Here is a 13,045-nt window from a genome sequence, read left to right as displayed (position 1 = left end):
TTAAACAGCCTTGAGTTTTCAAGGCTGTTTAAACTAATATTAATGTTTCACCATTTTTTGAGCATATACAATTCCAAATCCGTAAGCACCACCATATTTCTTAACCAAATCTGTAACAGGACCATATGTTTCTCCACGTGACCAATCTCTTTGTAACTCTAATAAGTATTGAATAGAGGTCATTGGTTTAACCCCTGCCTGTACCATACGAGTAATTGCTTGCTCATGTGCTTCTTTAGAAACATCTCCACTAGCATCTGTAATTACATACACGTCATAACCTTCAGCAATAGCAGATAATGCAGGACCAACAATACATACACTGGTCCATAAGCCAGCTAAAACCAATTTTTTCTTCCCTTTTCCTGTAATGGCTTTGTGAGCATTTACATCTTCCCAAGTATTCATAGTAGTTCTATCAATATAATTTGAAGTAGCTTGAGGATAAAACACTTCAATTTCTGGAAATACAGGACCACTAAAAGAATCTTCAGCAACGGTTGTTACAACAGTTGGTACCTTAAATATTTTTGATGCTCCAGCTACAATTGCGGTGTTATTTCTCAATTCAGTAATAGAAATACTAGAAGTAGCAAAGGCCATTTGACCTTCATGATCTATTAAAACCAAGGCATGGTTTGTTGGACTTAGTAATTCAGGACTAGGTTGCTGTCCAAAAGCATTTACTGTTAATGCAACAATAGTTAAGAATGTTAATTTAAATGTTCTCATAATTTTTAGTTTTAGGTATTATTATTATTATTTAATTGTGGGTTATGCTTTAATAAATTGTAATTCAATGTTTAATTTAATTTCTTCACCAACCAGAACTCCTCCAGCTTCAAGAGCAGAATTCCAGTTTAATCCCCAGTCTTTTCTATTGATCTTTCCTGTAAGTCCAAAGCCAGCTTTTTTATTTCCCCAAGGATCGTTTGCAGTTCCATGAAATTCAGCATCTAAGCGTACAGGCTTTGTGATTCCTCTGAGTGTTAAATCTCCTTTTAGGGTATAATTACTTTCAGAAATTTTTGAGTATGAAGTAGATTTGAACCTAATTTCTGGGTAATTTTCAACATCAAAGAAGTCAGCACTTAATAAATGTTTGTCTCTGTCTACATTACCAGTGGTTATAGAATTTGTTTCTGCAGTAAATTCAAAGTTTGTATTTGTAAAAAAACCATCTTCTGTTTCTGCGGTTGCCTCAAATTTTTCAAATTTTCCAGATACATTGGTAAACATCATATGTTTTACTTTAAATCCGATTTCTGAATGAGTTGGGTCAATTGACCATTTTGTAGTTGTCATAATTTTAATTTTTAAAGTTTTATTATTTGAATGATTTTCATTTTAGCATCGCTATCGAATGCCTTAATATTACATTACAAAATTGCAGCTTATCCAAATCGTGTGCATTGAACTAGGACAAGAAAGAAATATTTCATAGCATTTAAAGTGTATTATTTTGTTCTATCCAGTTAAGACAATAGGCTGCTATTTCTTGCCATTTTTGTTGGCCTAATACGAAATGATTAATTTCTTCAAACTCTTTATAATTGGTTATAGATGTATTTTTGCGGTATTTTTTATAATTTAAATAATTCAAGGATGCGGGTATCATATGATCTTTTTCTCCGGCAATGAAAAGTAATGGTGCTAACTTTTTTTTGTACGCTATCTTAGCGGTTACAGTTAATAAATCTCTAAGCACTCTTCTTGATTCTGGAATAATATACTTTTCATAACTATCCTTTTGTTCCTTCAGCGTCATTCCGTTGGTATAGGCATATTGCCAATCTTTAAATGACATTAAGTGTGTTGTGTTTTTATATTTAAAAAAACCTAAAGGGTTCCATAGTGATTTATATAAAGAAAAATGAAGTGTATATATGCCTTTTGGAGGAATAGAATGAATAGCCACACCTAAAGAAGCTAGATTCTCTTGCAGCAAATATTGTACGATAAGCCCACCTAATGAATGACCAATAACGATGGGCTTTTCTTGTTCTTTTTCAATTATCGCTACGAAATACTGAAACAGTTCCTCTAAGGATAATTGTCCTAATACCAAATCTGGATGTCGCTTTAAAAGCACTTGATTACTTTCATCTTTGTGGGGCCAAATAGGAATCTGAATCGTATAGCCATGTTTATGAAAAAATAGTTTCCAATTATCCCAGCACGAGGTATTTACAAATGCACCAGTGATGAAAAAAACCTTGCCTTTTGAACGCATAAATCAACCAATATTTTAGAGATAAAAACTCATTTTTATAGGTCAAAATAAATGCCAAATAGCTAATTATCTGGTAATTAATACTTTGTATTTTGTTTAAATTTGGTGTGTGGTTTTATTTCGCTAATCGAAGTAATGAATGGCGGTATATGAATAATTTCTTTTGAAATTTTAAAAACTTTTGGGGCTTATTTGCACTAAGATTTTGAAAGTCTTGTCCTAACTTTGCTTAAAAATTCTGCGGAGATGCCTAAATAGGAAGCAATATAATGTTGTGCGACTCTTTGGGGAATAGAAGGGTAGTGCTCTAAAAAATCTAAATACTTTTCTGGCGCCGTTTTAGCAATGGTATTAACCAAACGGTCTTGGGTAACGGAAAGGTTACGTTGTACAAGTATGCGAAAAACACGTTCAAATTTTGGTATTTTAGAAAGTAATTCTTCTTTTTTGCTAGGATTTAGTATCAAGAGTTTACAATCCTCCAGTGCCTCAATAAAAAAGTGGCTAGGTTTGTGTTCTGAAAAACTGGCGATATCGCTTATCCAACTGTCTTCAATAGCAAATTGGACAATAACTTCCATGCCATTTTCATTAATATAATATTTTCTTAGGCAGCCTTTGAGAACAAAGCCTTCAAAATCGCAAAAATCACCTTCTTTTAGTAAAAATTCTTTTTTAGAAACGGATTTTTCCTCTAGAAGAGCATGGAAGATTTTTAATTCTTCGGAAGTGAATGAAACATGTTTTGATATATTATGGTCTATTTCTGAATACATGTGTTAAAGTTAAAATTTATTATAAATAAAAAGTCTTAGCCGTACATAATAATTACGGCTAAGACTACTACTTTTTTATTTTTATTAAGCAGAAATGAAAGCTAAGAGGTCTTTATTAATCGTAGCAGCTTCAGTGGTAGGCATACCATGTGGAAATCCGGGATAAGTGATTAGAGAACCATTTTTTAAAAGACCAATAGCCAATTTAGCTGTCAAGTCTATCGGAACTATTTGATCATCTTCCCCATGCATTACAAGTACGGGGATTTCAACGCTTTTTAAATCTTCGGTAAAGTCTGTTTCCGAAAATGCTGCGATACAATCATAGTGTGCTTTTATTCCTCCCATCATACCTTGGCGCCACCAATTGTCTCTAACCCCCTGAGATACTTTTGCTCCTTCTCGGTTAAAACCAAAAAAAGGAAGAGTAAAGTCTTGAAAATATTGATTTCTATTGGTTGCAGTGTTGAACCTAATTTCATCAAAAACTTCCATAGGAACATTGTTTGGATAGTCTTTCGTCTTTACCATAATAGGCGTTACGGCACTTATAAGTACCGCTTTGGCAATTCTTCCTTTTCCATATTTAGCGGCATATCTAATTACTTCACCACCCCCTGTAGAATGACCAATATGGACAGCATTTTTTAAATTTAAAGCAGTAACCAATTCATCCACATCCGAGGCATACGTATCCATATTATTGCCAAAAGCAGTTTGACTAGATCTACCATGTCCTCTTCGGTCATGGGCAATAACTCTATATCCTTTATTGACGAAAAATAGCATTTGTGCATCCCAGTCATCGCTAGATAAGGGCCAGCCATGATGAAAAACAAGGGGTTGCCCTGTTCCCCAATCTTTATAGTAGATTTCTGTTCCGTCTTTTAATTTAAGTGTTCCCATTTTTATCGTTTTAATATTAATAAACTTAATTTTTAAGATGTTTTTTTAATTCCGTCGCAGCTTGTGATATCATTGTTTTAGTGCTAGGTAAATCTGCTAAAGCATTTAATAAACCAAAATCGTGAATCATACCATTATACCTTATAGTAGATACCTTTACTCCGGCTTCATTTAGCTTACGGCCAAAGGCTTCTCCTTCATCTCTCAAAATATCATTTTCTGCTACTTGAATTAGGGTTGGAGGAAAATCTTTTAATTGCGCTATAGAAGCATTTAATGGAGATGCATATACTTCTTGTCTTTGTTTTAAATCAGTCGTATATTGGTCATACATCCATTTCATAACCGAGGTGGTTAAAAATCTATCTTTACCATATAACCTGTAAGATTCTGTATCAAAATTTGCAGCTACTATGGGCCAAAACATGACTAAAGCCTTTATTTTAGGGCCCTTATTTTCAAGGGCTTTTAATGCCGTTACTGCAGTCATATTACCGCCAACACTATTGCCTACAACGGCCAGGTTATTTCCATCAACATTAATTTCATTTCCATGAGCAGCTACCCATTTTGTGGCAGCGTAAATTTCATTTATTGCTGTAGGATATTTGGCTTCTGGGGAAGGGGTATAATTAACAAAAACCGCTTCAAAACCTGTTTCAACCACCAAATCTCGTACAAATCTTTGGTGTGTTGGGTAATCGCCTAGTATCCATCCGCCGCCATGAATGAAAATGAATACGGGAAGTTTTTCTTTAACCCCTTTAGGGCGTACTAGATTTAATTTAAGGGTATAGCCATCTTGTGAAATTGTTTTTATAGATTCTTCAATACCAGAAAGATCAACCTTTACTCCAGCTTGTGCGCCTAATAATACTTGCCTGGCATCTTCTTTAGAACGTAACTCAAGAGGTGTGCCACCAGGAGCATTCAATACTTCTAAAAATTCTTTGACACCCGTAGCTAAATGTGTGTCGGTTTTATAATCTGTTACTTGAGCATGCAATTGAATGCTCTGGGCACTTATAATACCCGTGAGGACTATAGTTTTTAAAATTGATTTCATAATGTTCCTTTTTTTTGATTACGATTAAAATATTTTTTTTTCAAAAGTGGTTTATATGGTGCTGCTATGCATTGAACTAAGACAAGAAAGTTTTAGTTTAGAACTTTCGGATTGTAAATCAAATGGCGTGCCTTTTGGTTAATTAATTGTAATACAATAGATTGTATTTTTTTGATTCATTTTAATTAGCGAAATTTCAATAATTAGCGACGAATTTTGTTGCATATCAATTATGTGATTTTGAGAAGAGACTGTACTAATTTGTTTTTGAGCTATTTAGATAATGGCAGTGTTTTTGAAGGTATGCTAAGAGTATTTTTTAATTAACTTTACAGAGGGCATATACTTCATTTTACTTTTATGGGAAAAAACTACAGATTCCTATTACCGCTGTTACTTTTTTTGATTCTTGCATGTCAAAAAAAAACGCAAAGACAAGAAGAAGCTCTAGATTTTCAACATCCTAGGGTAAAGGCAGATATTGATAGTATTGAAGATTTATTAGCTAGTGGACGTAACTATTTATATAAACCTTTCAGCTATAAAGTAGATTTAGATAGTGCTAATTATTACTTTGAAAAAGCGTTAAAGCTGAGTAATAAAATAGGCAATGACAAATATATTCATGAAACTTATTTTTTTTATGGAGAAATTGGTTTTGAGGAAAAAGATTTTCAAAAAGCCGAGTTATATTATCATAAAGCCATAGCATATTATCATAGGACCAAACAACTTAAGAAAGAAGCAGAAACTTTGAGTGAATTAGGGATTAGGATACATAGTATATTAAATTTAAAAAACCCCCTAAAAGAACGGAACGTCGATTATTTTACTAGAGCATTGAAACTTTACAAAATTCTAGGATTAAAGGAAAAGGAAATTACTACAATTAAAAATATTGCAGATGTACATTTAAATGAGGGGAAATTAGATGAAGCAGAAAATGAATTAATTCATGTTGTAGATGAATATGAAAAAATTGGGTTTATAGGAGTGCATCATACGTATAATTTATTAACTGTAATCAATAGATTACAGGGCGATTTTAACAAGGCTCTATTCTATGCATTAAAAGGTGTTGATGGGATGATTGAAACTAATGACATTAGGTTTGAATCCTATTTTTATAGCATTGTAGCAGATAATTATAGAGAATTAGGAGTGCATGAAAAAAGTATTTTGTGGTATCGTAAGGCGTTAAAAAATTATGATACTAATACCTATTTAGGAACTAATGATTTGTATAGGTATCTTAATTATTTGTGCTCTGAGCTTATAACAGTTCATAAAAATGAAGAAGCTAGGCTTTTAATACATGAGGTCTATAAAAATAGACCTCCAAAAACATTTTATGATAGGGCTATTTATGCCAGTGTAAATGCAAAGTATTTCTGCGCCATAAACGATTATGAAAATGCGGAGATTGAGTATTTGACCATGATGGATTTTTTTAAAAAAATCAAAGACGATGTGTACTTGGTGCTTGTCTCAGAAGCTAATCTAGAAGTAGGAGCATTTTATTTAGATAGACGCCAATATGAAAAAGCCAAAACATACCTACTAGAATCTTTAAATGTTCCTAGCGGAATAGCCGCGAAATCTAAAATTAAAGAGGCAAATTTATTATTATTCAAAATAGATTCTGCACAGGGCAGTTTTTTAGAGGCAATTAAGCGTTATCAAAATTATAAACAACTAAATGATCTCATTTTTAATGAAACAAAAAGTAGGCAAATTGAAGAAATACAAATTCAATATGAAACGGAAAAAAAAGAAAATGAAATTAAGCAACTGACTAATGATGGTTTGTTACAATCTAGTAAGTTGAGGAAAACAACGATAACTAAAAACTATATTTTTGGAGGTCTTATATTGTTTGTAATAGTCAGCATTTTATTATATAAAAGTTATAGTCATAAACAAAAAAGCAACCGAAAATTAACGAGTCAAAAGGGAGAAATTGCCCAACAAAATGCATCTTTACAAAAGCTTTTAAATGAAAAAGAATGGTTGCTTAAAGAAGTACATCACCGTGTAAAAAATAATCTTCAAATAGTAATGAGCTTGCTGAACACGCAATCTGATTATATTAATAGTGAAGAAGCTTTAATTGCCATACGGAATAGTCAAAATAGGTTATATGCCATATCTTTAATTCATCAAAAATTGTACAAGAATGAAAATATAACTCAAATTTTAATGAGTTCATATATTGAAGATCTTATAGCATATTTGGTAGATAGTTTTGACCTTTTGGATTCCGTAGAATTTATATTTAATATGGATGATACTTTATTGGATGAACAACAATCTGTGCCTGTAGGGTTAATTTTGAATGAAGCGATAACTAACGCCATTAAATACGCCTTTCCTCATAAAGGAGAAGGAATTATAGAAATTGGATTGAAAACAATAGAGAATACTTGTTTTATTTTAATTAAAGATTCTGGTATTGGTTTGCCCAAAGATTTTGATTTTAGAAATACTACTTCCTTAGGTATGTCTTTAATTAAAGGATTATCAGAACAATTGGGAGGTACTTGCATTATTAAAAATTGTGATGGTGTAGCTATTGAGATTAATTTTGACACAGAAATTAAAAACTTTTAAATTTGAGAAACAATACAGAAAAGTTAGGATTATGAACTTGGAAATATTAATTGTAGAGGATGAATTTATAGTTGCCAATGATCTTTCTAAAACTTTACAGAAAAAAGGGTATTTGGTTACAGGAACCGTGCCTTCTGTAGAGATGGCTATGATATCTATTGAAAAAAAAAGACCTAACATTGTATTACTTGATATTAGATTAAGAGGGAAGTTATCTGGAATTGACCTAGCTAAAAAACTTCAGAAAATAGGAATTCCGTTTATATATCTTTCTGCAAATTCTAATAAAACAATACTTGATGAAGCTAAAAAGACAAAGCCATATGGTTTTTTAGTAAAGCCTTTTAGGGCTAAAGATGTGCTTGTAGCTTTAGAAATAGCAGCCTACCACCATAAGCATAGTTTTGATTATCAACATCAGTTACAATCTAAAATTGAGAAAGAACTTTCTCTAATTACATTGAACGGTACCCGATGGGAGGACGTTTTTCTTGATGTTGCCAAAGCATTTCAAGTGACCATCCCAATTGATTATTTGCAAATAGCTCTAAGATCCTTAAATACCAAAAAAAATAAAATACTAGGTTTTTATAGAACTGGTCATAAGGAATTTCAGATTATAGGAATCAACGAATTAGAAAATATTTCTAATCTATCAAAAAATGATTTAGAGAAAGTCTTTAGAGATCATGAGAGTTCACACACAACTGCTATTTATGAGAATGAATTGTTAGAAGATTTAGTAGTTAAAAATAGCTTAGTAAAATTGATAGTTGATTCTTTTCATGTTCAATCTTTGTTGGAAATTCCTATAGTTGGAGACACTGATCATCTCTTCACACTCTCTTTCTATAATAAGAAAGAAAAACTTTTCGGAAGCGAATTGTTATGGGTGTTGACTAATTTATCGAATAGATTAAGAACTATAGTCTTGCATTTAACGGAGTCTAAACTTATAGAAGAGAATTTCCAGGAAGTTATACCAGAGAAGCGTAAGCCTATCTTAAAGAAAAAACAATCAGAAGAATTTAACGAAATTATAGGTAAAAGTTCAGCGCTATTAAACGTTTTTGAAGCTATTAAAAATGTTGCGCCAATGAGAACATCTGTATTGGTGATGGGTGAAAGTGGTACAGGAAAAGAATTAATAGCCAAAAGCATCCATAAACATTCAGGTCGAGATCATCATCCGCTTGTAACGGTCAACTGTGCAGCTATTCCTAGTGATTTAATAGAATCTATTCTCTTCGGTCATGAAAAAGGCTCATTCACAGGGGCTGCGGAAAAAAGAATTGGAAAGTTTGAACAAGCAAATGGCGGAACTCTTTTTTTAGATGAAATTGGAGAAATGTCACTGGCATCGCAAGTTAAACTTTTACGAGTACTTCAAGAGAAAGAAATTGAAAAAATAGGAAGTAATGTAACAATTCCTTTAGACGTCCGGATAATAGCCGCTACAAATAGAAATTTAGAGGAAGAGGTAGAGGCGGGCCGTTTTAGGTTAGATTTATATTATAGATTACATGTTTTTCCTATTAATATTCCATCTTTAAAAGAGCGCCCAGAAGACATCCCACTATTGGTAGATTTTTTTATTTCTAAGTTTACCTCAAAACAAATGAGATTCTCCTCTCGAGTTTTGAAGAAAATGATGAATTACCAATGGCCAGGAAATATTCGTGAATTAGAAAACTACATTGAACGCAGTATACTAATGTCTCCGCATGAAATTATCGATGATCTATATGCGCCTTTAACTAAAAAAACAGCTAATTTCAATGTAATTGAGGGTGCGCAAATACTTTCTTTAGAAGAAATGGAAAGAGAATTTATTTTAAAAACATTGAAAAGCAGCCATGGAAAAATTTCAGGTAAAGGGGGAGCAGCAGAACTATTAAATTTACCCACATCCACTTTAAATTCAAAAATCAAGAAATTGGGAATACGCAAAAAAGAAATTTTTTCAGAAGAATAGTTGCCGCTGTTGTAGTGTATATTATGAAGCTGTATTAAATAAAATGATTAGCACTACAATAAGCTACCGAGCTGTATGCTATAGATAGAGGGTAGGAGCATGGTAAAGCCCAAGCCTTTGATAAATTACTACACTTAGGCCCTTCGTTAAGATTGGTCTAAAGCTTTGAAGAGTTTTTTTAGGGGTATTTTTCTCACCTTAGGATCGCCATACGCTGTGAATAGTAGCTTTTTATTTCTAATTTCAAAAGTGTCCATACCTCTTTTATTGGTCATAGTTTCGTGGCAAGGTTCAAATTTTAAACGCGCCACATGCTGTGTCTCGATATTTACAATTAAAATATTATAAATAGGATCTGGGGGTAAATTTTGATGAATGATGAGGTAGTTATCTATTAATTGAATTTGTTCAATAGCTTCCCATCTAAGTTTGCCCGGTGCCCCCATAACACCATTATCAGAGATAAACAACCATTTATAGCTAGTTCCTTTTTTTACGTAAACGGAATGGGGTGTGTTGTAAATTTCATAGGTATTATTTTTTAGGATAGGTGTGTTATGTGCTAATTTCTCTTTAGATAGCATAGATGGGTAATAGACCAAAAAGGCAGTATTGAATTTCTCATCATAAGAAGGCCCGAATATTGGCGCTATTTTTTGCAAACTATCACCAGTAATCGTGATGTAATACGGTTCTGGTACGGTAAGTGGGTTGGGTATCCAAAGAGTCTTAGGAGTGGCTATGCGGTCAAAAAAAGGATGTTCTTTGGGTTGTTGTAAGGATAAGGAACCACTCCATATCCATTTTAGGGAACTATCTAAGCTATCTCTTTCTTTAGGCAGTAAGGTGTCTTTTACTACTTTTAAAAAAGCAGCATTTGCTTTTGAGTTTAGAGCAGTGGGTACTCTTACGAATCTCGTAAAGCTAGAGTAACAGCCTTGATCTGTTAAGAAGAATTTTTCTTTGGTTTTACCATTAATGATGGTAAGGTCGCTACCACCACAATAACTTCCATATTCATTAAAGTGGATAAGAGTATCTAATACGGTATCCTTATTAAAATCTATAACCGTGGTATGTGTTTTGTGTTGCTGGGCTATTAATGCGTGTAGGGCACCAACTAGAACTAAAATGAATAAGATGGTCTTTTTCATGTATTAAAGTGATCAAAAATTTGCTTGTTTTAAGAAGAGGTATGTTAACGGGTTATAAGCTTTTAAAGCTAAGGTTTTTTTCATAATACGTTCTAAGTAGTCTTTGTGGATATTTTTTGGTGCATATTAAAAACATAATAAGAAATTGGTGTTATTAGTATAAGGCTAGTTGTGTACGGGTTTAGTTTTCATATGTTTGTCTAAAAAAAAATACTTCAAATGAAAAGGAATATTTTATTATACTTTAGTGTATTTTTAGTTACTATTTCTTGTAAGAAAGAAAATAAAACTACTCAAAATAATAATCCTATTCTTGTAAATGATACAATTACAAAAAGGACTAATAAAAATACGCTAGTAAAAAAATATGAGGGAGATTACCTTTATAAGGCTATAATTAATAGTAAAACGGGTACTGTTTTAAAAGATACTATTAAGGAGACTAAATTAGGAGCAATACCATTTGGAGCAGAAGTCTTAGTTACTAAGTTTCGTGATTTTGAAACTATGAATGTAATGAATAGGGTTAATGTTTATGGTCAATGGGTAGAAGTAGTCTATCAAGATAAAAACGATTATGTTAAAGGACGAATTTTTGATGGCTATTTAGATTATAAATATTACACAAAAGAGTCTAACATATATACAGACACTGTAGTTGTTAAAAATGAACAAGAATTTTTTAAAGCTCTTAGGTCTAACAGAACTATTATTGTAGATGCCAAAGAGATAAACTTAGATAAAGGAAAAGAAATTATAGAGAGTATAGAGGATGAAGAAGGTTCTCATCTAATTTATTATGCCGATGATTTTGCAGAAACATTGGTGTTCTCTAATTTTTTAGATTTAGAAATTAAGGGTAAAAATCTTGTAGATTTTTTCACAGAAAAACAAGAAGCAAATGTTATTGAATTTAAAAACTCTAGTAATATTTACATAGACAATATTAATTTTTACCATAAAAATGTCTCCAGTTGCGGCGGAGATGTTTTGAGTTTTTCTAATTGTGATAATTTTTATTTTCAAAACTCAAGTTTTGATGGTTCAGGGTTAACTGCGATTCATGCAAGTGAATCTGAAAGTTTAAATTTTTTCAATTGTGATTTTTATAATAATCATAGTTATATAATTCGTAGCCATGATACAAAATATATTAACCTTAAAAGGTGCGATATTTATGGCAATGAGTTATCTGAAGCAATGTTTGATGCTTCTGGTTTTGATTATGAAACATATGTAGATTGTATAAACCAAATTAATATTTCAGAATGTTATATTACAGATAATGAAACCTCTTCTTTAATTGAAAGTGACGGTAAACAAGATAATATTTTCAATATTGATAACTCATTAATTACAAATAATAATTTTGAAGACGATATTATTAATTTAATTTCTAATTCTAAAGTAAAAATAAAGAGTACAGATTTTATAAATAATAGGTCCATTTCAAATAAGTATATAATTGATAAAGATGAAGACAGTGACTATAAAGAAACTGAAATATCGTTAGAAGAAGTATCATTTAAGGATAATATCGATTTTTATGACTTTAACAAAGGCAATACTGCATTTACAAAAAAGGAAAACGTAATAGTAGACAATAGGTACAATAAAGAAACTGATACTTTATTAACGCATTTTAATAGAACTTCTATAGCAGGTTTAAATTATATTGAGCGTTCGGATAAAGATATTAAGTACAATAAAAAAACAAATGAATTTTCTGTTAATGGGCATCTTCTAAAAGGTCTGCATAAGTTAAACTTTTCTGATAGGAATGATTTCTACATTTTTTTAGACGAGAAATCTTCGTCTGTAGAAAATTATAGTGGTTACGGAGAAATTATTGATGGAAAGTTAGAAGGAGAGTGGAAAATTGAGTGTGCTGCTTATCAGGATATTGTTGAATATAAAAATGGGATAATTCAAAAAATGCGACGAGAAGTCATCGTTAATTATAAGCCAAAGGAAATAACAGTAGTTAAAAAAGGAATATATATTTGTAGGCTTCCCTAAAAATAGGACAGTTTATAATTCGAATTTACTAACTTTAAATTCAAACTGTCACAATGAAAAACAGCAAATTTAGCGAGAGCCAGATTATTAAAGCTCTTAAGGAAAATGAACAAGGAAGATCCGTAGGTGATTTATCTAGAGAATTAGGAATTGACAAAAGCACTTTCTACTATTGGCGCAAGAAGTACGGCGGTATGGAACAACAGCAGCTTAAACGTTTAAAAGAACTTGAAGAAGAGAACAATAAACTTAAACAGATGTATGCTGATGTGAGTCTTGATAATAAGATGCTTAAAGACGTATTGT

Annotated in this window: 11 protein-coding genes; 4 read left to right on the top strand and 7 right to left on the bottom strand. The window is 31.8% G+C overall.

Annotated elements, in window-relative coordinates; genetic code table 11:
* Positions 1-39 precede the first annotated feature (39 nt).
* The 6 genes from BLQ19_RS16525 to BLQ19_RS16500 form a co-directional block, all read right to left on the bottom strand.
* Entirely contained in the window at positions 40-732 is a 693-nt protein-coding gene (locus tag BLQ19_RS16525; RefSeq protein WP_074539071.1) for a hydrolase, read from the bottom strand.
* A 42-nt stretch (positions 733-774) separates the two neighbouring features.
* Positions 775-1,305 (bottom strand): YceI family protein, encoded by a 531-nt coding sequence (locus BLQ19_RS16520; protein ID WP_029448825.1) that lies wholly within the window; start codon positions 1,303-1,305, stop codon positions 775-777.
* A 142-nt stretch (positions 1,306-1,447) separates the two neighbouring features.
* Positions 1,448-2,233: an alpha/beta fold hydrolase gene (locus BLQ19_RS16515; RefSeq protein ID WP_074539070.1), complete on the bottom strand. Its 786-nt coding sequence runs from the start codon at positions 2,231-2,233 to the stop codon at positions 1,448-1,450.
* A gap of 197 nt (positions 2,234-2,430) precedes the next feature.
* The gene (locus BLQ19_RS16510) at positions 2,431-3,009 is read right to left on the bottom strand and encodes a Crp/Fnr family transcriptional regulator (RefSeq protein ID WP_024480351.1); all 579 of its coding nucleotides are present in this window, start codon (positions 3,007-3,009) and stop codon (positions 2,431-2,433) included.
* Between the two features lie 84 nt (positions 3,010-3,093).
* Positions 3,094-3,915, bottom strand: coding sequence for an alpha/beta fold hydrolase (locus BLQ19_RS16505; RefSeq protein WP_029446124.1), 822 nt, complete (start codon positions 3,913-3,915; stop codon positions 3,094-3,096).
* 25 nt (positions 3,916-3,940) lie between these two features.
* A complete protein-coding gene (locus BLQ19_RS16500) occupies positions 3,941-4,981 on the bottom strand; it encodes an alpha/beta hydrolase (protein WP_081954922.1) in 1,041 nt (346 codons plus the stop codon).
* 360 nt (positions 4,982-5,341) lie between these two features.
* Between BLQ19_RS16500 and BLQ19_RS16495 the strand changes: the two genes are divergently transcribed.
* Both BLQ19_RS16495 and BLQ19_RS16490 read left to right on the top strand, forming a co-directional pair.
* A complete protein-coding gene (locus BLQ19_RS16495) occupies positions 5,342-7,591 on the top strand; it encodes a tetratricopeptide repeat-containing sensor histidine kinase (RefSeq protein ID WP_074539069.1) in 2,250 nt (749 codons plus the stop codon).
* Positions 7,592-7,622: 31 nt separating this feature from the next.
* Positions 7,623-9,566: a sigma 54-interacting response regulator gene (locus BLQ19_RS16490; RefSeq protein WP_074539137.1), complete on the top strand. Its 1,944-nt coding sequence runs from the start codon at positions 7,623-7,625 to the stop codon at positions 9,564-9,566.
* 146 nt (positions 9,567-9,712) lie between these two features.
* On the opposite strand, the gene BLQ19_RS16485 is transcribed toward BLQ19_RS16490, so the two are convergent.
* Positions 9,713-10,720 (bottom strand): hypothetical protein, encoded by a 1,008-nt coding sequence (locus BLQ19_RS16485; RefSeq protein WP_074539068.1) that lies wholly within the window; start codon positions 10,718-10,720, stop codon positions 9,713-9,715.
* Between the two features lie 219 nt (positions 10,721-10,939).
* Here BLQ19_RS16485 and BLQ19_RS16480 point away from each other — a divergent pair, with 219 nt between their 5' ends.
* Together BLQ19_RS16480 and BLQ19_RS16475 are read left to right on the top strand one after the other, a co-directional pair.
* Entirely contained in the window at positions 10,940-12,739 is a 1,800-nt protein-coding gene (locus tag BLQ19_RS16480) for a right-handed parallel beta-helix repeat-containing protein (RefSeq protein WP_074539067.1), read from the top strand.
* Positions 12,740-12,792: 53 nt separating this feature from the next.
* A partial coding sequence (locus BLQ19_RS16475) for a transposase (RefSeq protein WP_074539066.1) occupies positions 12,793-13,045 on the top strand: 253 nt, incomplete at its 3' end.

The organism is Cellulophaga baltica (assembly GCF_900102165.1).
Taxonomy (GTDB): Bacteria; Bacteroidota; Bacteroidia; order Flavobacteriales; family Flavobacteriaceae; genus Cellulophaga; species Cellulophaga baltica.
This window is presented reverse-complemented; position numbering and strand designations above follow the sequence as displayed.

Coding starts and splice junctions, on each gene's coding strand:
- BLQ19_RS16525 (WP_074539071.1), bottom strand. CDS start 732: ATGAGAACATTTAAATTAACATTCTTAACTATTGTTGCATTAACAGTA.
- BLQ19_RS16520 (WP_029448825.1), bottom strand. CDS start 1,305: ATGACAACTACAAAATGGTCAATTGACCCAACTCATTCAGAAATCGGA.
- BLQ19_RS16515 (WP_074539070.1), bottom strand. CDS start 2,233: ATGCGTTCAAAAGGCAAGGTTTTTTTCATCACTGGTGCATTTGTAAAT.
- BLQ19_RS16510 (WP_024480351.1), bottom strand. CDS start 3,009: ATGTATTCAGAAATAGACCATAATATATCAAAACATGTTTCATTCACT.
- BLQ19_RS16505 (WP_029446124.1), bottom strand. CDS start 3,915: ATGGGAACACTTAAATTAAAAGACGGAACAGAAATCTACTATAAAGAT.
- BLQ19_RS16500 (WP_081954922.1), bottom strand. CDS start 4,981: ATGAAATCAATTTTAAAAACTATAGTCCTCACGGGTATTATAAGTGCC.
- BLQ19_RS16495 (WP_074539069.1), top strand. CDS start 5,342: ATGGGAAAAAACTACAGATTCCTATTACCGCTGTTACTTTTTTTGATT.
- BLQ19_RS16490 (WP_074539137.1), top strand. CDS start 7,623: ATGAACTTGGAAATATTAATTGTAGAGGATGAATTTATAGTTGCCAAT.
- BLQ19_RS16485 (WP_074539068.1), bottom strand. CDS start 10,720: ATGAAAAAGACCATCTTATTCATTTTAGTTCTAGTTGGTGCCCTACAC.
- BLQ19_RS16480 (WP_074539067.1), top strand. CDS start 10,940: ATGAAAAGGAATATTTTATTATACTTTAGTGTATTTTTAGTTACTATT.